Source organism: Pseudomonas sp. KD5 (assembly GCF_012932895.1).
Classification (GTDB): domain Bacteria; phylum Pseudomonadota; class Gammaproteobacteria; order Pseudomonadales; family Pseudomonadaceae; genus Aquipseudomonas.
In genome coordinates, this window is the sequence record NZ_JDWJ01000008.1 from 176,501 (window position 1) to 195,715 (window position 19,215).

The 19,215-nt window shown below is 60.1% G+C and carries 23 protein-coding genes; 8 read left to right on the forward strand and 15 right to left on the reverse strand.

Annotation, left to right across the window (positions count from 1 at the left end; translation table 11 throughout):
* Positions 1-2 precede the first annotated feature (2 nt).
* The 7 genes from narJ (at position 3) to AF70_RS18890 (ending at position 6,533) form a co-directional block, all read left to right on the forward strand.
* Entirely contained in the window at positions 3-758 is a 756-nt protein-coding gene (narJ, locus tag AF70_RS18860; protein ID WP_028940868.1) for a nitrate reductase molybdenum cofactor assembly chaperone, read from the forward strand.
* On the forward strand, positions 751-1,431 hold the full coding sequence (narI, locus tag AF70_RS18865) for a respiratory nitrate reductase subunit gamma (protein ID WP_018927813.1): 681 nt from the start codon (positions 751-753) through the stop codon (positions 1,429-1,431). The genes narJ and narI overlap by 8 nt, the downstream gene beginning before the upstream one ends.
* Before the next feature lie 10 nt (positions 1,432-1,441).
* Positions 1,442-2,398 (forward strand): peptidylprolyl isomerase, encoded by a 957-nt coding sequence (locus AF70_RS18870; protein ID WP_028940867.1) that lies wholly within the window; start codon positions 1,442-1,444, stop codon positions 2,396-2,398.
* Between the two features lie 25 nt (positions 2,399-2,423).
* Entirely contained in the window at positions 2,424-3,416 is a 993-nt protein-coding gene (moaA, locus tag AF70_RS18875) for a GTP 3',8-cyclase MoaA (RefSeq protein WP_028940866.1), read from the forward strand.
* Between the two features lie 209 nt (positions 3,417-3,625).
* The gene (locus tag AF70_RS18880) at positions 3,626-5,641 is read left to right on the forward strand and encodes a ribonucleoside triphosphate reductase (protein ID WP_028940865.1); all 2,016 of its coding nucleotides are present in this window, start codon (positions 3,626-3,628) and stop codon (positions 5,639-5,641) included.
* A gap of 32 nt (positions 5,642-5,673) precedes the next feature.
* Entirely contained in the window at positions 5,674-5,841 is a 168-nt protein-coding gene (nrdD, locus tag AF70_RS18885) for an anaerobic ribonucleoside-triphosphate reductase (RefSeq protein WP_028940864.1), read from the forward strand.
* Entirely contained in the window at positions 5,838-6,533 is a 696-nt protein-coding gene (locus AF70_RS18890; protein ID WP_178119833.1) for an anaerobic ribonucleoside-triphosphate reductase activating protein, read from the forward strand. Before nrdD ends, AF70_RS18890 begins: the two co-directional genes overlap by 4 nt.
* Positions 6,534-6,547: 14 nt before the next feature.
* Here AF70_RS18890 and AF70_RS18895 read toward each other — a convergent pair whose 3' ends face one another.
* From AF70_RS18895 to AF70_RS18910, 4 genes are read right to left on the reverse strand one after another with little or no spacing between them, the layout of a single operon-like run.
* On the reverse strand, positions 6,548-7,927 hold the full coding sequence (locus AF70_RS18895) for a 4Fe-4S binding protein (protein WP_028940862.1): 1,380 nt from the start codon (positions 7,925-7,927) through the stop codon (positions 6,548-6,550).
* Positions 7,915-8,769: an FTR1 family protein gene (locus AF70_RS18900; protein ID WP_028940861.1), complete on the reverse strand. Its 855-nt coding sequence runs from the start codon at positions 8,767-8,769 to the stop codon at positions 7,915-7,917. The genes AF70_RS18895 and AF70_RS18900 overlap by 13 nt, the downstream gene beginning before the upstream one ends.
* Before the next feature lie 22 nt (positions 8,770-8,791).
* Complete coding sequence (locus AF70_RS18905) at positions 8,792-9,124, reverse strand: cupredoxin domain-containing protein (RefSeq protein ID WP_018927821.1); 333 nt, start codon at positions 9,122-9,124, stop codon at positions 8,792-8,794.
* Positions 9,125-9,649 carry an iron transporter gene (locus tag AF70_RS18910; RefSeq protein WP_018927822.1) on the reverse strand — a complete coding sequence of 175 codons (525 nt, stop codon included), beginning with the start codon at positions 9,647-9,649 and terminating at the stop codon, positions 9,125-9,127.
* A 224-nt stretch (positions 9,650-9,873) separates the two neighbouring features.
* Between AF70_RS18910 and AF70_RS18915 the strand changes: the two genes are divergently transcribed.
* Entirely contained in the window at positions 9,874-10,086 is a 213-nt protein-coding gene (locus tag AF70_RS18915) for a DUF3079 domain-containing protein (RefSeq protein ID WP_028940860.1), read from the forward strand.
* Between the two features lie 71 nt (positions 10,087-10,157).
* Here AF70_RS18915 and antC read toward each other — a convergent pair whose 3' ends face one another.
* From antC to AF70_RS18970, 11 genes are all read right to left on the reverse strand, one after another.
* Entirely contained in the window at positions 10,158-11,189 is a 1,032-nt protein-coding gene (gene antC, locus AF70_RS18920) for an anthranilate 1,2-dioxygenase electron transfer component AntC (protein WP_028940859.1), read from the reverse strand.
* An 18-nt stretch (positions 11,190-11,207) separates the two neighbouring features.
* Positions 11,208-11,696, reverse strand: coding sequence for an anthranilate 1,2-dioxygenase small subunit (gene antB, locus AF70_RS18925; protein ID WP_018927825.1), 489 nt, complete (start codon positions 11,694-11,696; stop codon positions 11,208-11,210).
* 1 nt (position 11,697) lies between these two features.
* Positions 11,698-13,083 carry an anthranilate 1,2-dioxygenase large subunit gene (gene antA, locus AF70_RS18930; RefSeq protein WP_028940858.1) on the reverse strand — a complete coding sequence of 462 codons (1,386 nt, stop codon included), beginning with the start codon at positions 13,081-13,083 and terminating at the stop codon, positions 11,698-11,700.
* 151 nt (positions 13,084-13,234) lie between these two features.
* The gene (locus tag AF70_RS18935; RefSeq protein WP_028940857.1) at positions 13,235-14,059 is read right to left on the reverse strand and encodes a DUF4198 domain-containing protein; all 825 of its coding nucleotides are present in this window, start codon (positions 14,057-14,059) and stop codon (positions 13,235-13,237) included.
* An 8-nt stretch (positions 14,060-14,067) separates the two neighbouring features.
* Positions 14,068-14,409 carry a hypothetical protein gene (locus AF70_RS18940; RefSeq protein ID WP_050438317.1) on the reverse strand — a complete coding sequence of 114 codons (342 nt, stop codon included), beginning with the start codon at positions 14,407-14,409 and terminating at the stop codon, positions 14,068-14,070.
* Positions 14,410-14,421: 12 nt separating this feature from the next.
* A complete protein-coding gene (locus tag AF70_RS18945) occupies positions 14,422-15,378 on the reverse strand; it encodes a metal ABC transporter solute-binding protein, Zn/Mn family (protein ID WP_028940856.1) in 957 nt (318 codons plus the stop codon).
* 35 nt (positions 15,379-15,413) lie between these two features.
* Positions 15,414-16,319: a metal ABC transporter permease gene (locus AF70_RS18950; RefSeq protein ID WP_018927830.1), complete on the reverse strand. Its 906-nt coding sequence runs from the start codon at positions 16,317-16,319 to the stop codon at positions 15,414-15,416.
* Positions 16,316-17,023, reverse strand: a complete 708-nt coding sequence (locus AF70_RS18955) for a metal ABC transporter ATP-binding protein (protein ID WP_018927831.1) — start codon at positions 17,021-17,023, stop codon at positions 16,316-16,318. The genes AF70_RS18950 and AF70_RS18955 overlap by 4 nt, the downstream gene beginning before the upstream one ends.
* Positions 17,020-17,952, reverse strand: a complete 933-nt coding sequence (locus AF70_RS18960) for a metal ABC transporter solute-binding protein, Zn/Mn family (protein WP_028940855.1) — start codon at positions 17,950-17,952, stop codon at positions 17,020-17,022. The genes AF70_RS18955 and AF70_RS18960 overlap by 4 nt, the downstream gene beginning before the upstream one ends.
* Positions 17,949-18,671 (reverse strand): DUF6162 family protein, encoded by a 723-nt coding sequence (locus tag AF70_RS18965; RefSeq protein WP_028940854.1) that lies wholly within the window; start codon positions 18,669-18,671, stop codon positions 17,949-17,951. Before AF70_RS18965 ends, AF70_RS18960 begins: the two co-directional genes overlap by 4 nt.
* Positions 18,672-18,709: 38 nt before the next feature.
* Positions 18,710-19,198 carry a DUF6644 family protein gene (locus AF70_RS18970; RefSeq protein ID WP_028940853.1) on the reverse strand — a complete coding sequence of 163 codons (489 nt, stop codon included), beginning with the start codon at positions 19,196-19,198 and terminating at the stop codon, positions 18,710-18,712.
* Positions 19,199-19,215: the final 17 nt, after the last annotated feature.

Here is a 19,215-nt window from a genome sequence, read left to right on the forward strand (position 1 = left end):
GCATGCAAATTCTCAAAGTGATTTCGCTGCTGCTCGACTATCCGACCGAGACGCTGATTGGCGGGCGCGACGAACTGGAGCAAACGATCATCCAGTCACGGGAAATCAGCCCTAAACAGCGCGGTGCGTTGTTCGAATTGCTGGAGTTGATCTGCGCCAATGACCTGATGGACGGGCAGGAGCACTACGGCGCGCTGTTCGGCCGGGGGCGTTCGCTGTCGTTGCTGTTGTTCGAGCATGTGCACGGCGAATCCCGCGATCGTGGCCAGGCCATGGTCGACATGATGGCGCAATACGAAGCCGCCGGTTTTGCCATCGGCGTCAAGGAGCTGCCGGACTATATCCCGCTGTACCTGGAGTTCCTGTCCACCCGCGAAGACCTCGAGGCCCGCGAGGGCCTGGCGGATGTTTCGCACTTGCTGGCCTTGCTCGCGGCGCGTCTGGAAGAGCGCGAAAGCGCCTATGCCAGTTGCTTCCGGGCGTTGCTGCAAATCGCCGGGGCCGAGCCGCATCAGGCGGTGGCCGACCTGCGGGCGCAGGTGGCGGCGGAACCGCGCGACGACTCCCTCGAAGCCCTCGACAAGATCTGGGAAGAGGAGGCCGTGGACTTTCTCCAGGCCGAACAGCAAGACCGTTGCAGTTCGTTGCCTGGCGCCCCGGGCAAGGCCCGGGAAGAAAGCGCCGTGCCGTTGCACTGGGTGGATTTTCAGCATGAAGGGTTGGCCACCGTGCCAGCCAAGGAGGTAGGCAATGTCTAAATGGAACCTGTTGTTGTTCGGGATCTATCCCTATGTCGCTTTGGCGATTTGCCTGATTGGCAGTTGGGCCCGTTTCGATCTGTCGCAGTACACCTGGAAGGCTGGCTCCAGCCAGATGCTCAACCAGCGCGGCATGCGCGTGGCGAGCAACCTCTTCCACATCGGTGTGCTGTTTGTACTGGCCGGGCATTTCGTCGGCCTGCTGACGCCTGCATCGGTTTATCACCATGTGATCAGCACCGAGAACAAGCAGTTGCTGGCGATGGTCTCCGGCGGGCTCTTCGGCCTGCTGTGCCTGATCGGCTTGCTGATGCTGGTCAATCGGCGGCTCACCGATCCTCGGGTACGTGCCGCCTCTAGCGCTTCGGACATTTTGATTCTGCTGGTGCTGCTGGTGCAGTTGCTGCTCGGTTTGCTGACGATTGCAGCGTCCACCGCGCACATGGACGGCTCGGTGATGGTGATGCTCGCCGACTGGGCGCAGAACACCGTGCTGTTGCGGCCGATGGAAGCGGCGGCGTCCATTGCGCCGGTCGGGCTGACCTACAAGCTGCATGTGTTTCTAGGCTTGACCCTGTTCGTGTTGTTCCCCTTCACCCGTCTCGTACACATCGTCAGTGCACCGATCTGGTACCTGGGGCGTCGTTATCAAATCGTTCGGCAGAAAGTCTGAGGAGAACATCATGTCAGGTGGATGTGGATGTGGCGGCGGTAACGGCGGCAGCGGTGGCTGCGGTTCTTCTAAAAATGCAGAGCTTTCGGTACCGGAAGTTGTCGACATCGCGCAGTTTGAAGCACTGCCGGTCGAGCCGGCGGCGGCCGAGGACGCCCCGGTGCAGTTGATCGCCAGCAGCGAACAGGAGTGGCCGATCATCAGCGTCAACGGGGTGTCGATCACGCCTGAGGCAATGGCCCAGGAGCTGCAATATCACCCGGCCGAAAGCCGTGAAGAGGCGGTCTATCTGGCCGCCAGGGCACTGGTGATCCGCGAATTGTTGCAGCAGCGCATTGCCGAACTCGGCCTGGCGCTGGAGATCGGCGCTGGTGAGAACGAAGAAGAAGCGGCCACGCGTTTGTTGCTCGAACGCGAGGTGCACGTGCCGCAGTGCGACGAGGAAACCAGTCTGCGCTACTACGAAAACAATCGCGGGCGCTTCCACAGCGCACCGTTATTGGCGGTGCGGCACATCCTGCTCGAATGCGCACCGGACGACGCCGAGGCCCGTGCGCTGGCGCATGTCCAGGCCGAAATCCTGTTGCAGCGGCTGGCGGATTTTCCCGGCAGTTTCGCCGAGCTGGCGGTGAAATATTCGGCCTGCCCGTCGAAGGCTCAAGGCGGTTCTCTGGGGCAGATCAGCAAGGGCCAGACCGTGCCCGAACTGGAACGTCAGCTGTTCACTCTGGCGCCGGGCCTGGCCAGCAAACCGCTGGAAAGTCGCTACGGCTGGCATGTGGTCAGTGTCGATCAGCGGATCGAAGGCATGCCGTTGCCCTATGAAGTGGTGTCGACGGCGATCCGCACGCAGTTGCAGCAAGGCGTCTGGCAAAAAGCGCTGGTGCAGTACCTGCAAACCCTGATCGGAGCGGCGGATATTCGTGGCATCCACTTGCAGGGCGCCGACTCACCGCTGGTGCAGTGAGCATCGAGACAAACCGGGAGATGTGATGAACGCTGTGATGCAGGATGGTTTTGGACGGCAGATCGATTATCTGCGGATGTCGGTGACGGACCGTTGTGATTTTCGTTGTGTGTATTGCATGGCGAAAAACATGACGTTCCTGCCGCGTCAGCAGGTCCTGACGCTGGAGGAATTGCAGCGCCTGGCAACGTTGTTCGTCGGGTTGGGCGTCCGCAAAATCCGCCTCACCGGCGGTGAGCCGCTGATTCGTCCGGGCATTGTCGAACTGTGCCGCAACATCGCCGCATTGCCCGGTTTGCGCGAGCTGGTGATGACCAGCAACGGCTCGCAGCTGGGCCGTCTGGCCCGGCCGTTGGCGGAGGCAGGCGTCAAGCGGATGAACATCAGCCTCGATAGTCTGGACGGGCAGAAATTTCGCGCAATCACCCGCAACGGCGATCTCGATCAGGTGCTGGGTGGCATTGAAGCGGCGCGGGATGCGGGGTTCGAGCGGATCAAACTCAACTGCGTGGTGATGAAAGGGCGCAACTTCGATGAAGTTCCGGCGTTGGTGCAGTACGCCATCGATCAACGCATCGACATCAGTTTCATTGAGGAAATGCCCTTGGGTGATGTCGGGCGTTCCCGGGGCGAATCGTTTTGTTCCAGCGATGAGGTCCGGGCGCTGATCGCCAGTGGTCACCGGTTGCTCGACAGCACTGAAAACAGCGGCGGACCGGCGCGCTATGTGCGCCTGGAACGCCATCCCGAGACTCGGATCGGTTTCATCTCACCCAACAGTCACAATTTCTGTGGCACCTGCAACCGGGTGCGGATGACCGTTGAAGGGAAGCTGTTGCTCTGTCTTGGCCAGGAAGACGCGCTGGATTTGCGCGGATTGCTGCGGCGTTATCCGCTGGACGACCAGCCGCTGATCAATGCGGTGCAAAAGGCCTTGCGCGGCAAGCCATTGCGCCACGACTTCAACCCCGAAGGGGAGGTGCAGATTGTGCGGTTCATGAACATGAGTGGCGGTTGAGCAGGTCTGTAAAACACAACACTGTGGCTAGGGAGCTTGCTCCCTAGCCACAGTGTTCACACCGATTTTTCCTTCACCGCCTTCGGGCGGTTTTTTTCACCGGCAAATCTTGATGTCGATCAATTGCAGAACAGCACTTTGTCCGTAGTCTTCACTGCATGTTGTGTTTGATTGTGTCTGAACATCTATATGTAGTATCTGGAGGCCAAATGCAGAGCACGCTGATCTCAGTGGGATGTAACCGCTTGCACAAACGCGATGGCAGTCTGGTCGCCTTCGATGCGGACAAGATCCGCCAGGCATTGATCGCCGCCGGCAAGGCGACAGGGGAGTACACCGAGGTTGAGGTTGAGGGGTTGCTTCAGGCCGTGCTGGCCCGGCTGGAAGGTCTGCCAAGACTGCACGTCGAGCAGATCCAGGATCGGGTCGAACGGGTATTGATGGATGCCGGTTTCTTCTTCGCCATGCGCGCCTATATCGTCTATCGCGAACAGCACGGGCGTTTGCGCCGCGACCGCCGGACCATGGTCGAGGTGGCAACCTCGATGAACGAATACCTGGACCGTGAAGACTGGCGGGTCCAGGCCAACGCCAATCAGGGCTACTCCCTGGGCGGGCTGGTGTTGAACGTGTCGGGCAAGGTCACCGCCAACTACTGGCTGGACGAGGTGTACAGCGAAGCCATCGGCCAGGCCCACCGCGACGCGGATTTGCATGTGCACGACCTCGATATGCTCGCCGGTTACTGTGCCGGTTGGTCGCTGCGCACTCTGTTGCATGAGGGGCTCAACGGTGTGCCGGGGCGTGTCGAAGCCGGTCCGCCAAAGCACTTGAGCAGTGCCCTGGGGCAAATGGTGAATTTCCTCGGCACCCTGCAAAACGAATGGGCCGGCGCCCAGGCGTTCAGCTCGTTCGACACCTACCTGGCGCCGTACGTACGCAAGGACCAGCTGAGTTATCAGGAGGTGCGCCAGGCGATCCAGGAGTTCATCTACAACCTCAATGTGCCATCGCGCTGGGGCACCCAGACGCCGTTCACCAACCTGACCTTCGACTGGGTTTGCCCGCAGGATTTGCGTGAGCAGATACCCGTCATCGACGGTGAGGAGATGCCGTTTGCCTATGGTGATCTGCAAGTCGAAATGGACCTGCTCAACCGCGCGTACATCGAGGTGATGCAGGCTGGCGATGCGAAAGGGCGAGTGTTCACCTTTCCGATCCCGACCTACAACATCACCCATGACTTTCCATGGGACAGTGAAAACGCCGACCGTCTGTTCGAGATGACGGCGCGTTACGGATTGCCGTACTTCCAGAACTTCCTCAATTCGGACATGCAGCCCAATCAAGTGCGTTCGATGTGCTGCCGGTTGCAGCTCGATGTGCGTGAGTTGCTCAAGCGCGGCGGTGGCTTGTTCGGTTCGGCGGAACAGACCGGATCGCTCGGCGTGGTGACCATCAACTGTGCACGCCTGGGCTATGTGTTCAAGGGCAACACCAGTGGCTTGTTGCGACGCCTGGACACGCTGATGGAGCTGGCGATGGAGAGCCTGGAGGTCAAGCGCAAGGTCATTCAGCACCACATGGATGCCGGTTTGTACCCTTACACCAAGCGCTACCTGGGCACCTTGCGTAACCATTTTTCCACCATCGGTCTCAACGGCCTGCATGAAATGCTGCGCAATTTCACCGGCGACGAGGAGGGCATGCACACCGAACATGGCCGACAGTTTGCCCTGAATCTGCTGGACCATGTACGTGCCACCTTGCTGCGGTTCCAGGAAGAAACCGGACATCTCTACAACCTGGAAGCGACACCGGCAGAAGGCACCACCTACCGCTTCGCCAAGGAAGACCTCAAGCGCTATCCGGACATTCTCCAGGCGGGCAGTGCGCAGGCACCGTATTACACCAACTCCTCGCAACTGCCCGTGGGCTACACCGAAGACCCCTTCGAGGCCCTGGAACTTCAAGACGAACTGCAATGCAAATACACCGGCGGCACGGTCTTGCACCTGTACATGGCCGAGCGGATCTCCTCGACCCAGGCCTGCAAGCAACTGGTGCGCAAGGCCCTTGGACGTTTCCGCCTGCCGTACCTGACCGTGACCCCGACCTTCTCCATCTGCCCGGTGCATGGCTACCTCGATGGCGAACATGAGTTTTGCCCCAAATGTGACGAGGTCCTGCTGTTGCAAGAACAGAAGGCTGGCACCGTTCATTGATTTTGATCCACTCAACCGCAAGGAGCTTCACCATGACTGCATCGCAAACTCTGCCCCAGGCTCAACGCCAACGCTGCGAAATCTGGACCCGCGTGATGGGCTATCACCGTCCTGTGTCAGCGTTCAATCCAGGTAAACAGTCGGAGCACCGCGAGCGGGTGCACTTCACTGAAGGCGCAGCCCTGGCCGGGCGCCAATGAGTCGAATGCTTCGGGTCGGGGGCATGGTGCCCCTGACCACTATCGACTATCCGGGACAGCTCGCCTGCGTGCTGTTTTGCCAGGGTTGCGCCTGGCGTTGTCGTTACTGTCATAACCCGCAGCTGATTCCGCCTCGTGGCAGTGAGGAAGTGGAGTGGCGGCGGGTGTTGGCGTTTCTGCAACGTCGTCAGGACCTGCTCGATGCCGTGGTGTTCAGCGGTGGTGAGCCGACCTTGCAAGACGGTTTGCTCGGCGCCATGGATGAAGTGCGGGACATGGGATTTCGCATCGGCTTGCACAGCGCAGGCATTAAACCTGTCGCCTTCGCCAAGGCGCTGACTGGCGCGGATTGGGTCGGTTTCGACGTCAAGGCGTTGCCCGAAGATTGCCTGGCTATCACCCGGGTCGAGGGCAGCGGAACGGCTAACTGGCGCAGCCTTGAGCATCTGCTGGCCAGTGGTGTGGACTACGAATGTCGCACCACCGTGCATTGGCATCTGTTCGAGCCGGCGCGTCTGCTGATCCTGGCAAAACGCTTGAGTGCGCTCGGCGTCAAACGCTTCGCCGTGCAACTGGTCCGTACCGAGCGGATGTTCGATCCGCTATTGCCGAGCATTTCGGCGCAAGCCTTGTCGCCAGAGTTGTGGGAGGCCATGCGCGAGTTGTTCCCAGCCTTCGTGCTACGGGGGTAACGGGGCTGGGGAACTCAAGCCCAGCCCCAGAACTGCAACCACCAGCCAAACCCGATCAGGCCATTGGCGAGGAACAGGCAAACGCCACCCGACACGCGCCGAGCCAGGGGAATACCTTCGTGTTTCAGCCGTTTCCAACCCAGCAGCAGACTCCACCCCATTGCGGCCAATAGCAGGCAGGCCCTGGCGGGTTGTACCCACTCCAGCAGCAGACCTTCATAACGCAGTAATTTGACGGTGGTGGCCGACAGCCCGAGGAACAGTCCGGCACCACCCACAGGCGTGAGTGTCAGCGCCAGAGGCCAATACAGTGCGCGATCTCGCGCCAGTCGGGCCGTCAGACGCAGGAGCAGCATCAACGCTGTGCCGAGCACGAGCGAACTCAAACCCAAGTACGCGACGATGCTGAAACCGTCGAGCCAACTGAAGCTGTCGTTGAGTTGCGGGTAATGGGTCAGCAACCACCAGGGGGCGTTGTCCCGTAAGGCCCAGAGCTGGTTGTGTTCCACCAGCCACTGGGCCAGGGTTTGTTTGAGGGCGATAAACCATGGGCTGACCGTCCACTGAAACGCGCCCATGGCCAAGCCGATCACGCCGAACAGCAGCAAGCGTGTATCCCAAGGGGACAGCGCCTGAGCGGTTGCGTGAAGAATCTCCTGATTGCTGGAGCGGGCGATCAGCTGCACGGCGCCGCGTTGCCCGCTGCAGCGTCCGCAGGCGTGGCAATCACTGGCGCCTTGCAGGCGACGGATATCGAGCAGGGGAGCGCAGTTGGGGGGCGGCAGGCGTGGCGCGGCATTCTCTATCCAGCGTTGCTCATCGACCTGAAAGTGCACGGGGGCCAGCCTTGCGAGCAGGGCGAAAACCCCGCTGACCGGGCACAGGTAACGGCACCAGATCCGCTTGCCCCGGGCGAACAACAACCCGACGATGACCGCTGCGACGGTCGAGCCACCCAGAATCAACAGTGCGGCCTGGGCGTAGTCATAGACGCTGATCAATTGGCCGTAGAGGGTCGTCAGGCAGAACGCCAATGTGGGCCAACCGCCCCAACGCAACCAACGCGGCACACCCAGGCCTTTGCCGTAATGACTGGCCCATTCGCTGAGCGAACCTTCCGGGCACAGAACGCCACACCAGAGTCGACCGAAGCACACCATCGACAGCAACACGAACGGCCACCAGATTCCCCAGAATAAAAACTGCGCGAGCAAGGTCAGGTTGTCGAGTATCCGTGCCTGGCTGTCCGGCAACGGCAACAGCGCCGGGGTCACCAACAGCACTGCGTAAAACACTACGACAGTCCACTGCAGCGCACGGATGACGGACGCATGGCGACGCATCCCGTCACCCAGGCGCTGGAGCCATCGATTGTGCCGGCTCAGGTCAGGCATGGGACTTTCTCCGCAGCCCGTTGGCGTAGCCAGGCGCTGACGACCAGCCAGTAACCGACCCACACCAGTAAGGTCATGCCGCTGGGCGTTGCGCGATAACCGACAAAACTGGCCAGAAAGCCACCCAATCCATGGCTGTCGCTCAGCCAAGCGCTGCTGTCCCAAAGCGATTCGCCTACGAGGCTGTAAACCACGTCCGGCACATCCAGGGCGAGCAGTTGGCCGCCGATTCGCTCGGTGCCGCTGACCAGCAACCCCGCGCCGAGCATGAGCAAGATGACTTCGCTGATGGCAAAGAATCGTTGCCATGAAATGAAGCGGCGACTGCTGTGCAGCAGCGTAATGGTCAGCGCGGACAGCACCAGCCCCAACACGCCGCCGACGGCAAACAAACCGAGCTGCGGACCCCGCAATCGGGCGCCGGCGCCATAGAGAAATACCACCGTTTCGCTGCCTTCACGGCTGATCGCGAGCATGGCCAGCAGTAGTAGACCTGCGCCTCCTTGGCGGGCCAGGTGGCTATCGGCGTGCCGTCGCAAATCGTGGTTGAGGGTGCGCCCGTGACGGTGCATCCAGCCGACCATTTGCACCATTAACAGGCTGGCAAACAGTGCGAGTGCGGCCTGGAACCATTCACTGGCCGACCCGCTCATGGCCTCACCGGCAAACAGAATCAACACCGCCAGCAGGCCCGAGAGCATCAACCCCAGCATCACACCCGCCCACAGGTATTTGACCAAGCGATGACGCTGGCCTTGTTGGCTGGCCCAGGCCTGGAGAATGCCGATCACCAGCAACGCCTCGACGCTTTCGCGCCAGACGATGAACATTGATTGATTCATGGAAGCTCCGTGCGCTAACAGGTTATTTCGCGAGGATGCCGCCCTCGGGCAATTGCGGATTGAACTCATCGAAAAAGGGATAGTGGCCGGGCCTGAGCGGGTGAATGACGACGAAGGTTGTCACGCCCGGCGACAGTACCTTTTCAACCCGCAACGGCGTGCTCTCGAACTCGGCCGGCCCCTGACCGCTATTTTTCAGGACGATCTTGAAGCGCTGTCCGGCCGGGACCTCAAGCAAGGCAGGGGAGAAGTGGCCATCGCGCAGGGTCAGCTCAAAGCTCGGCAACTCGGCATGGGCCGTCAACGGCGCAACTGTTGCGGCCACGATCAGCCAGGCAAGATGCAGGCGCTTCATTCAATAGCCGCCTTTTTTACCGATGCCGGCGTAGATGAACTCGTAGTGCAGTTCGCAGCGTTCGAACCAGGGCGCCACACCGGTTTCCTTATCGGTGTGACGCCCGAGGGAGCCGTGACCGGTGGGTGGTAGCACGGTGAACGTCAGCCGATATTTGCCCGGCCCCAGCAGCTTCACATTGTCGCCATAGTGCGGGCCGTCATTGGCGACCATGGCATGGAAGTCGCCCTTGATTTCGTCCGGGTTACCCGCTCTGCTCAAGTTGAACGAGACATTGAGGTAAGGCACGAAACTGCCTTCCTGAAAGCCCTGTCGATTGTCCGCGGTGGCCCGAATGTCGGCTTCCAGGTGAACATCAGAATCGACAGTAGCGCGCATCATGCCAGCCGGGGCCATCTCGATCGGTTGCAGATACACCGCCCCGACTTCCAGCCCCTGACACAGCTGTGGTTCCCCGATCGGGTATTCCTTTGCGTGAGCTAGCGGTACGAGCAAGAGCAGGGCGAGTGAGAGGTGGGTACGCATAATGTCTTCCTGAGCACTGACGAGTAGGAACCCGAGTCTAGGAAGCTTTGCTGCGAACAATAATGATTGTTATCAAGTTTTGATCAATTAAACCGTTAGAAGCTTAGCTCCAGGATCGCGATAGGGAGAGCAGTCGCTAGATGTCGATTCTTGATATCCATCAAGGATGGTTTTGCACAAAGGCTGTAGGTTGCAAGAGCGTCTCTCAATGATCGGAGATCGAAATGGCCAAGAACTTCCCCATCAGCCCCAAGCACCCCGAACGGATCTGTTGGGGATGCGACCGGTATTGTCCGGCCAAGTCCCTGGCATGCGGCAATGGCTCCGACCGTACGATGCATCCGGCCGAGATGTTCGGAGACGATTGGTATTTGTCTGGAGACTGGGGCATCGAGCCCCTCATCGTCACGGACAAGACAGCGGATGATGGCGTCTAGTGCACGCCAATCCTCGCAGATTAAAAAAACAGGGAAATATCTGGATGCCTCTCCGGATATTTCCCTGTTGCTCAATGTGTGGAATTGCTATCGATAAACTTCTCGTAATACATCTGGAACTGCTCGATCTTCTGATCGTTGAACCAGGTTTTAATCGCGTCGACCATGGGCGGAGGACCGCACAGATAGATGTCGAATGGGTTGGCTTCGAACGACTGACGGTCGAAGTGGTCAGGAATCCACCCGGTTTTACCTTGCCAATCCACGGAGGGTTTTGAAACCACAAGGTGATAGTCGAAGTCGGCGATTCGTTCGCGATAATCAGCCAGGCGTTGAGTTTCGCACAGGTCATTGTCCTGGGTGACGCCATAGAACAGTTGGATCGGGTGCCCGCAGCCACCTTTTTCTGCAATGTTATCAAGCATCCCGAGGAAGGCCGACAGGCCGGTTCCTCCTGCCACCAGTACGAGAGGCTTGGTCACCTGACGTAGATAGAAGCTCCCCAATGGGGCCTCGAGCTCGAGTACTTGACCGGGGCGGCAATGCTCACGGATGAAGTTGCTCATCACGCCATCAGGCAGGAGCCTGATGAGAAACTGCAATTGGTTGGTGGGGTTGGGGCGGTTGGCGAATGAGTAGGAGCGCCACTCACTGGTGCCCGGTACATGCAGTCGAGCGTATTGCCCCGGCAGAAAGTCCAGTTGCTGCTGGTGGGCGCAAGCGTCCAGATGAAGGATCGCCGTGGTGGCCGACACCTGTTCTACACCGGTGATCACCGTTTGCAGTAACCGGGTTGCGCCAGCGTTGCACAAGCTCGAATCGAAGTCGAAATAGAACGACGCATCCGATTGCACGCGGGTCTGGCAAGAGAGCATTTTGCGTTGCGCCAGATCCTGTTCGGAAAGGGCCTCTTCATCGACGTAGTCTTGGGTGAATTGGCCTGATTCGCAGCGACCCTGGCAAGTGCCACAGACACCTTCGCGACAGTCCAGCGGGATGTTCACGCCATTGCGTAGCGCGGCGTCGAGCAGCAGTTCGTTGGGCTTGACCTCGAAGAACGAGGTCTTGCCATCTGCGAAGCTGAAAGCGACTTTATGGTTCATGACAGCGTGCCCCACAGTTCACAGGTGATAGAAATCAAGTACTGAGTTGATCGTGTCGTTGAGCAGCACGATGTGCTTGCGGGTGATCTTCCAGCTGTCTGCGTCCGCTTTGAGGTGGTAGGTCACATGGCCGTAGAACTGCTCGGACAGCCCTTGCCGGGTGTAGAGCGTGACCCAGGCGGCCTTGACTTCAAGCAAGCCGTTATCGATCTCCTTGATTCGCACATTGCTGATTTGATGCAAGGTGCGCGGCATCGGGTTTGAAGCCGCCGACTTGCCTGTGCGCAGACGAAATACCCGGTCTTCCAGGCCGGAGCGGTTCGAGTAGTAAATCAGCGACATGCCGCGCTTGGGATCGGTGGTGTACACATGCTCCGACTCCCATTGCGGCAGGTGGAATTCGCTCTGTTCATCAAATAGGGCGATGTAGGCGTCCCAATCCTGCTGATCACACAGCTCGGCTTTGCGGTAGAGGAATTGTTCGACGGAATGTTGTAGTGCGCTCATTTCACACCTCCTTCAACTTCAGGGCTTTTTGTGCAAGACCTTGCAGAAGGAAGCGCTGCCAGGATCCGTGCTGATTGATGTAGAGCCCCTCATGCGTGAACTCGGTGCCGGTCAGTACCGGGTTGATGCCCAGAACCTCGCTGTTCGGGGTGGGGCCTTCGACCCATTTTTCACTGCCGCGGGATACTTCGTTCCAGCGCTCGAGGCGGGCCTGGAATCCACGTTGGGCTTCGCGAAACTCCACCAGGTCGTCGGGAGTGCCCATGCCTGAAACGTTGAAGAAGTCCTCGAACTGGCGGATCCGGTTTTCCCGATCTGCGTCGGACTCACCCTTGACGCCGATGCACTGGCTGGTGATCTCGGTCTTGTTCCAGGCCACTGGGCGCACGATACGCAGCTGCGAGCTGATCTGATCCATGAAGAACAGGCTTGGGTAGATGTTGAGATTGCGTAGACGATGCATCATCCACTCGGCTTGTTGCTGGCCGTATTCCTTCACCAGACGCGGCATGACGCTGGCATACCCGGCGCGTACAGTCGGGTTGGGCATGTCGCTGAACAAGAGGCTGTGGCCATTCTTGAACGAGAACCAGCCGTCGTCGGTTTCGGCATCGCCGGCGCCCAACTTGCTGTAGTCCAGCGTGTCGGAGCCGCCGCCCTTGGCCGAGTTGACTTGCTGGCGATGCTGCACCGTGGAGACGTAGTTGTAGTGCACGGTGCTGACGTGATAACCATCCAGGCCGTTTTCGTGCTGCAGTTTCCAGTTGCCGTCATAGCTATAGGTCGACTTGCCGGGCAGTACTTCCAGTTCGCCGGTCGGAGACTGCGCGACCATCATGTCGAAGAACACTTTGGCATCGCCGAGGTAGTCTTCCAGCGAGTCGCTGCCATTGACGTCCAGGCTGATAAAGACGAAGCCCTTGTAGCTCTCGATCCGGGCCTTCTTCAGGCCGCGGGTTGCTTTGTCGAAACCTTCCGGGTATTCCCCCGGAGCCTTGACCTTGACCAGGCGGCCATCACTTTTGTAACACCAGGCGTGGAACGGACAGGTGAAGGTAGATTGGTTACCTTTGCTGACGCGAGTCAGGGTCGCGCCCCGGTGCTGGCAAGCGTTGATCAGCGCGTGGAGCTGATTGCTTCCATCGCGGGTGATGATCATCGGCTGACGACCTGCGCGCATCGTCAGGAAATCATTGGGATTGGCGATTTCACTCTCGTGGCAGGCGTAGATCCAGTTCTTCTCGAAGATCAGCTCCATCTCCAGGTCGAACAGTTCCGGCTCTGTGAACATGTCACGGGCGACGCGGTAAATACCTTCGGCCGGCCGAAAATCCAGGCAACCCTGAATGTAATCTTGCCACTGCGCAATGCTTCTAGAGCTGTTCATCAGGTACACCCTTTTTGTAGTTTTAGGCACGACCCGATTGAAAGCCTTTCTGTGTGGTGCATCTATCCGGATTCGAGGCGATATCTATCCGTTTCTGAGGGGGGGGGCGCTTTCCGTGAGGGCTATCAGGCGCGGTTGCTTTATGCGCTTTTCATTTCATATCCCTGGCCTGCACCCACAGCACCGCGTCTTGCGACAAGGGCTTGCCCTTGTGGGTTTTCGTTGTACCGATGTCGAGCGCTGCAATACCCCACCAGCCGGCCCGGGGCAGGCCGATGGTCACGACGCCCTGGGCGTCCGTGTAGGTGCTCAGGGACTTGAATGAAGCTTGAGGTGCCGTTACATAGTCTTGCTGGCCGAAGGCGTTTTTCTCGATATCGACGGAATGGTTGATGTATTCGATTTCGATTTCGGCGAACGGAACGGGCTTGCCATCGGCCAGCACCAAGGCGCGGAACACTCCGCCTGTCCAGTTTGCATAAGGCTTGTTCAGTGGCTGGATCTCAACCGGCAACCCTTGTGGTTCTGCCCAGTTGCCGGGTACTCCGCCCACATTCACGATCAGCTTGGTGAACTGTTGGATGTAGACGTCTTCCTCGGTTTCCAGGTAGGGCTCGGGCTCGAGTACGAAGATATGGTCACCCAGTGAGCGAACCAACTCCCGCGGAATCGACGCACGATAGGCAGTCGTTTGGTTATCGCGACTCTGCCACTGGACAGGGCGCAAGTATTGGCGCAGATCGATTTTTTCCCCGCCGTGCGAGCTGATGTGGCTAAAGGCGCGGGGTTCATCCATGGTCATGGTGGGGCCGCCGGAGAAGGGATGCGTGAACACCAGCGCGAACTCCAGTTTATCCGCACGCGGCAGCGCCGTTTCCTCGACGTAGAGCATCTGGAAATGGGCCTGTGCAGCGCCTGTCAGGCAACCTAATGTAACGGCGGCAAGTGCCTGGAGCAGTCGTCGTTTGATCGGCATGGTCGATTTCACCTTGAAATGTCGGATGACTGAATCGTGGCTTGATGGTTGTCTCCGCCCATGAACACAACGGAGTATTTCCCGGCTGGGGGCTGGAATGCGTAGGTGTTGTCGGTGCCGACGTTTCCTTCGAGCAACACCTTGTTGCTGGTGTCCTGGACATGGACTTTTCTGCCAGCGGCGGAGCTGCCGTCGGTGTAACCCGCCTCGCACTTCACCAGATCATCGCTCTCGATGTAGCAGTCGAAGACGGGGCCATGAGCGAAGGCTGCCTGGCAGAACACCAGGGCGCCGGCGATCAGTATCCGATGTGCTGAGCCTAGGGGTTTCATAAAGTCTTCGATCTCCACGGTCGAGGTTGATCATTGGAGCGGCGATTTGTGATCGCCGCTCGTATTGGGGCCAGGTGGCGCGAAGGCCGTCAGTAAGGAATCCAGGTTCGAACTCAGGAGTGCTTCGTACCCGTTGGCCGCGTCGGCGAGCATTCCCGGGTTGCCGGCGTCCAGTATCAACAACCGTGCGCCGCCGTCCTCGATGGCCTTGGCAATCCTGGCGTCCGGTGCCCACTTGTGGACCACCACGTGGATGTCACGCTCGCGCAGGTATCGGGTCAGTGCGGTGCAGTCGGCGTCGCTCCAGTCGATGTCCTGTCGGATGAACCAGCCGTCGACAAAAATCCCGAACTCGCCGAACAAGTAGGTGAACTCATCGGCCAGCGACAGCACGCGCAGATCCGGCACTGCCAGCAGCCGGGCACCGTAGTTGGCCTTGAGCTGGCGCAATCGGCCTTCGAGTGCGGCGAGGTTGCGCTCTATCCGAGGCGCATCGGGGGGAGACAGGCGTGCCAGGTCGGTAGCGATAATCGCCGACATGCGCATGGCGTTGACGGGGCCGAGCCAGGCGTACGGCGACAGTCCGCCATCGACGTCGCGTTCGGTTGCCCAGGGAACGTCGTTCGATGGCACGCGGGCCACGGCCACTCCGGGCTTGACGGTGTCCCATGAGTGCGAGGCATCGATCTCGACGATTCGCAGATTGTGGCGACGTGCCGTGGTGTAAAGCGGATCCGCGCGCCAGAGGTTACCCAGGGTAACCACGGCGGTGGCCTGCTGGAACACGGCGGGCTCCAGGCGCGACAGCGCGTTGGCCTGGCTTTCCATGGGCACGGCAGCGTCTGCCGGAAGGCGGACGACCTTGAGGGTTGTGCCGTCGCTGAGCGTCGAGGTGAGCGCATACACCGCCGGCAGTGCGACAAGCACCTGCTGCCTGCCGGTATCCGCGAAGGCAGAAAGCGGATTGCCCAGCAGCAGTACCAGCATCGCTAGCCAGGGTCGACGTGACATGCAAAGCCATTTCATACGCTGGCACCTCTGAACCGGGCCCCGGTAGCGCGGATGACGGTGGTGACGACGAACACCAGGGCGGCGACGATCACGATTGCGCCGCCTGTCGGTACGGGGATGTGGAATTGCATGGGTGCCAGGATGCCAACCACGCAGGAAAAAGTCGCGATCAGGATGGCGCGCACGACCAGCCCCGGGAGCGAATGGCTGATGTTGCGTGCTGCCGCGGCCGGTATGAGCAGAAGGGCTTCGACGAGTACTGCGCCGATGATTTTCAGGCAGGCTACCGTCACCAGGGTGACCAGTACGACAAACAGGTACTCGACGCTTCGCACGCGCACGCCGCGAGCATGTGCCAGGCTCGGATTGAGGCTGGCCAACAGCATGCCGTTGTACATCGGCAGTCCGAGCAGAGCACACGTCGCCGTTACCACAAGCAGCACGTTCATGTCGGTGTAGTCGACCGCCAGGATGGAACCGAACAGCACGCTTTCCATTACGTGCGTGTTGATCTTCGCCGACACGAACAGCAGCAACGAGGCCCCGACCGCCAGCGAGATGGACAAGAACACGCCGATCAGCGTGTCATTGGCCAGCGTGGTGCGGTGCTGCGTGTACTTCAGCGTCAGGGCGAACAGCAGGCAAAAGCCGAACATTGAGAAGTAGGGGGAGGTGTAGGACTCGCCGATCAGCACGCCAATGGCAACGCCGGTCATCGCCGCATTACCGACGGCCTGACTGAAGAACGCCATGCGCTTGATCATCACCATCGAGCCCAGCACGCCCAGTAGCGGTCCGATGAGCACTGCACAGAGCAGCGCATTGATCACGAACTCGTACTCGAACGGTTGCGGCAGGATGCCACTCGCGGCAAGCGCCTGGAGCTGGTTGCGAATCAATTCGTACAAGGCACTCATTGGGTAGCCTCCAGAGGGTAGGCGACCTGGTCGGGCGAACCATGGAACAGCACCCGCCGGTTGATAACGGTCACCGATTGCGCGATGCGCCTGACCTGTTCCAGGTCATGGTTGATCCAGAGGATGGTGACGCCGCGGCCGTTCAGCTCGGCCACCAGCGCCTCCACCAGTCGCACACCCGGTTCGTCGATGCCGGCGGTCGGTTCGTCAAGGATCAGTAGCCAGGGCGCCGGGCTGATCGCCTGGGCCAGCAGCACTCGCTGACGCTGGCCACCGGACAGGCTGCCAAAAGGTTTTGCGCCCATTCCGGCCACGCCGGTGCGCTCCAGTGCTTGGGCATTGGCCGCCTTGGCAGATCGGCTTGAGCCCAGGAAGGCCGGCCTGCGTTGACCGAGAAGGGCCATGATGTCGTTGACCGTCATCGGCACGTTGCGGTCGAAGTCCGGCAATTGCGGGACATACCCCATGGGTGTCGTGACCTCGCCTTCGAACCGGACCGTCCCTGAATGCGGCATCTGGCCCAGCAGCGCACGCACCAGTGAAGTCTTGCCGCCGCCGTTCGGGCCTACCAGGCAGTGCAGCGCACCGGCTTCTACCCGGAAGCTCACTTTGTCGAGCACTTGCGTACCTCCCAATTGCAGGGAGACGTCATCGAACACTATGGCGGGGCCGCGCATCGCTTGTTCCTCTTTCATCGCGTTCATCGCTGCGTAAACTCAACGGCTTCGGCCAAGGTCTCGAGGTTTTCACGCATTGCTACCTCGAATTCGTCCGGGCTGTAGGTATTGCCGGTGATGTGAGACAGCGCGAACACCTTCACGCCGGTGGCTGCCTCGATAGGCTTGGCCAGGTCGAGGGAGAAATTCTTCTCGGCAAAAAGCACACGCACATTGGCCTTCTTGATCGCGTCGATGGTGTTGGCCAACTGGCGCGCAGTCGGCGCGACGCCGTGACGCGGCTCGATCACCGCACTTACGAACAGGCCGAACTCTTGCATCATGTAGTCGTAGCCAGCGTGCGTTGTCGCGCACCGGAAGGAAGACAAATCCAGCGCGGCGAAACGGGTCATGAAGCCGGCCCTTAGCGCCCGGATACGCGCGGCATACTCCAGGGCGTTTTGTCGATACGCCGCAGCGTTGTCCGGGTCCAGCTCCCCCAGCCGGCGAGTGATCTCGAAGACCTGTTGTATCGCTGCCGTGGTGGATACGAAGGTATGCGGATTGACCACCTTGACGCCGTCCTGGCCGCCGCCGATTGGAATGAGCGCAACCGAGGCATTGGCCTGGATGATCGGCAGGGTCGCCCCGCGGCCAGCGGCCTTGATGATCTGGAAGGCCCATTCATCGTGTCCGATGCCGTTGACGACCAGAACATCGATATTCATCGCGCGGGTGATGTCATCGGGCTGCGGCTGGTAGTTGTGCGGATTCGCTTCCGCCGGGATGAGCGCAACGACTTCCGCCCGATCTCCAACGATATTTGCCACGAAGCTGTAGTAGGGATGCAGTGTGACGCCGATCTTGAGCTTCTTGCCCGAAGAGGGAGCCGGGCTGGCGAGTGCGATGGCGGGTATCAGCAGCAATAGCGCGATGCATCGGCGCCACAGTGCGCGGTGTTTCGTAGAAACGGTCATGGCTGGGTTCCTTTTACGCGTTCGACTTCGCTGGCACCGTTGTAAGGGATGACCTGGCGCCAGCCATCGCCGACTAGCGATTCGGGCTTGACGATGCCAGGGTAGGGCGCGTTCGGGTCGCGGTGGACCCAGATCGTCGCTTGGTTGGCCCACATGACACCGGCATGCGCGTGACCGATGACGAGCAGGTAGGCGCTCTGGCCCGGCGCGCGGCCGCCGGAGCCGTAATAGACCGTAGCGCCCTGGCCCTGGGTGGCTTGCGACACCTTGTTGGCGGTCTGGTCCGGCGGGGTGACAGGCGCATCGACGTGCACGTCGCCGGAAGCGGCATGCGGCAGGTGAGTGCCAGGCAGAATCAATTGCCACTGCACCTCGCCATTGGTCTTCCAGAAGGCGTCACGGTAGAAGGGCGGCAGCAAGATTTTCTGCGCACGCTCCAGCGTGATCCAGCCGCCGGTATCGTTGTTGAACCAGATGATTTCTTCACCGGCCGGCAGCAGAGCGCTGTGAATCGCCTGATCGACCGCACCCAGGCCATCGAAGGAACGCACCTGCCAGCTCAAGGTTATCGGTGGGCCGACTTTCTGGGGTCGCAGCGTTATATAGCCTGCCACGCTGGCGATGACTGCCAGGGCCGCAAGCAACAGTGCCAGCGATTCCCATCGGCCGGATACCGGGCGCACCACCTTGATTGAGCTGTTTGCGTGATCGCTGGGCATATCTGCACCGGATGCGCGACGCGGCGATAGACGAGCCATCAGAGAAACGCGATCCAGCGGCCGAGGAACACCACGCCCGCCCACAATGCCAACGAACTGAACCCCGCGACACGCGCCTGGCTGGGAGGCGTTAGCGTTGTGTCCCATTCGGCAATGCGGCGAAAGACGCCCAAATGGAATACCCCCATGTTGAGCCCCGCCAGCAGTAACAAGCCCATCTTGCACAAGAATGCGGTGTTCTCGGCATAGGTCGTGGCATTGGCGGCGAACATGAGCAGGCCGGTGATCACGCAAGCCACGAAAGCGACCCAGGTGAACGGCAGCAAATCTTTTATCAGCCGTAGCGCGCTGCGGCGATGGGAGGCAACGCCGAGCAGACGCAAATCGACGACGGCGATGGTCCCGAACACAAGAGCGATGCCGATCACATGTACCGATTCAAGGGCTGGAAAGACGGAGCCCGACTCTCGGATGAAGGTGGCGACAGAGGTGTCCTGGAGGGCTTGTAGTGTTGGTTGAATGTCCATGGCGAATACCTGGGAGC

What these genes read in the sequence shown, in the direction of transcription:
- AF70_RS18945 (WP_028940856.1), bottom strand. Translation starts at nt 15,378, where the DNA reads ATGCTGGTACTGCTGCTGGGCAATCCGCTTTCTGCCTTCGCGGATACC.
- AF70_RS18870 (WP_028940867.1), top strand. Translation starts at nt 1,442, where the DNA reads ATGTCAGGTGGATGTGGATGTGGCGGCGGTAACGGCGGCAGCGGTGGC.
- AF70_RS18905 (WP_018927821.1), bottom strand. Translation starts at nt 9,124, where the DNA reads ATGAAGCGCCTGCATCTTGCCTGGCTGATCGTGGCCGCAACAGTTGCG.
- AF70_RS18890 (WP_178119833.1), top strand. Translation starts at nt 5,838, where the DNA reads ATGAGTCGAATGCTTCGGGTCGGGGGCATGGTGCCCCTGACCACTATC.
- AF70_RS18895 (WP_028940862.1), bottom strand. Translation starts at nt 7,927, where the DNA reads ATGCCTGACCTGAGCCGGCACAATCGATGGCTCCAGCGCCTGGGTGAC.
- AF70_RS18955 (WP_018927831.1), bottom strand. Translation starts at nt 17,023, where the DNA reads ATGAACGCGATGAAAGAGGAACAAGCGATGCGCGGCCCCGCCATAGTG.
- narJ (WP_028940868.1), top strand. Translation starts at nt 3, where the DNA reads ATGCAAATTCTCAAAGTGATTTCGCTGCTGCTCGACTATCCGACCGAG.
- AF70_RS18935 (WP_028940857.1), bottom strand. Translation starts at nt 14,059, where the DNA reads ATGCCGATCAAACGACGACTGCTCCAGGCACTTGCCGCCGTTACATTA.
- AF70_RS18950 (WP_018927830.1), bottom strand. Translation starts at nt 16,319, where the DNA reads ATGAGTGCCTTGTACGAATTGATTCGCAACCAGCTCCAGGCGCTTGCC.
- AF70_RS18915 (WP_028940860.1), top strand. Translation starts at nt 9,874, where the DNA reads ATGGCCAAGAACTTCCCCATCAGCCCCAAGCACCCCGAACGGATCTGT.
- narI (WP_018927813.1), top strand. Translation starts at nt 751, where the DNA reads ATGTCTAAATGGAACCTGTTGTTGTTCGGGATCTATCCCTATGTCGCT.
- antB (WP_018927825.1), bottom strand. Translation starts at nt 11,696, where the DNA reads ATGAGCGCACTACAACATTCCGTCGAACAATTCCTCTACCGCAAAGCC.
- AF70_RS18880 (WP_028940865.1), top strand. Translation starts at nt 3,626, where the DNA reads ATGCAGAGCACGCTGATCTCAGTGGGATGTAACCGCTTGCACAAACGC.
- nrdD (WP_028940864.1), top strand. Translation starts at nt 5,674, where the DNA reads ATGACTGCATCGCAAACTCTGCCCCAGGCTCAACGCCAACGCTGCGAA.
- antA (WP_028940858.1), bottom strand. Translation starts at nt 13,083, where the DNA reads ATGAACAGCTCTAGAAGCATTGCGCAGTGGCAAGATTACATTCAGGGT.
- AF70_RS18960 (WP_028940855.1), bottom strand. Translation starts at nt 17,952, where the DNA reads ATGACCGTTTCTACGAAACACCGCGCACTGTGGCGCCGATGCATCGCG.
- AF70_RS18900 (WP_028940861.1), bottom strand. Translation starts at nt 8,769, where the DNA reads ATGAATCAATCAATGTTCATCGTCTGGCGCGAAAGCGTCGAGGCGTTG.
- AF70_RS18970 (WP_028940853.1), bottom strand. Translation starts at nt 19,198, where the DNA reads ATGGACATTCAACCAACACTACAAGCCCTCCAGGACACCTCTGTCGCC.
- moaA (WP_028940866.1), top strand. Translation starts at nt 2,424, where the DNA reads ATGAACGCTGTGATGCAGGATGGTTTTGGACGGCAGATCGATTATCTG.
- AF70_RS18910 (WP_018927822.1), bottom strand. Translation starts at nt 9,649, where the DNA reads ATGCGTACCCACCTCTCACTCGCCCTGCTCTTGCTCGTACCGCTAGCT.
- AF70_RS18965 (WP_028940854.1), bottom strand. Translation starts at nt 18,671, where the DNA reads ATGCCCAGCGATCACGCAAACAGCTCAATCAAGGTGGTGCGCCCGGTA.
- antC (WP_028940859.1), bottom strand. Translation starts at nt 11,189, where the DNA reads ATGAACCATAAAGTCGCTTTCAGCTTCGCAGATGGCAAGACCTCGTTC.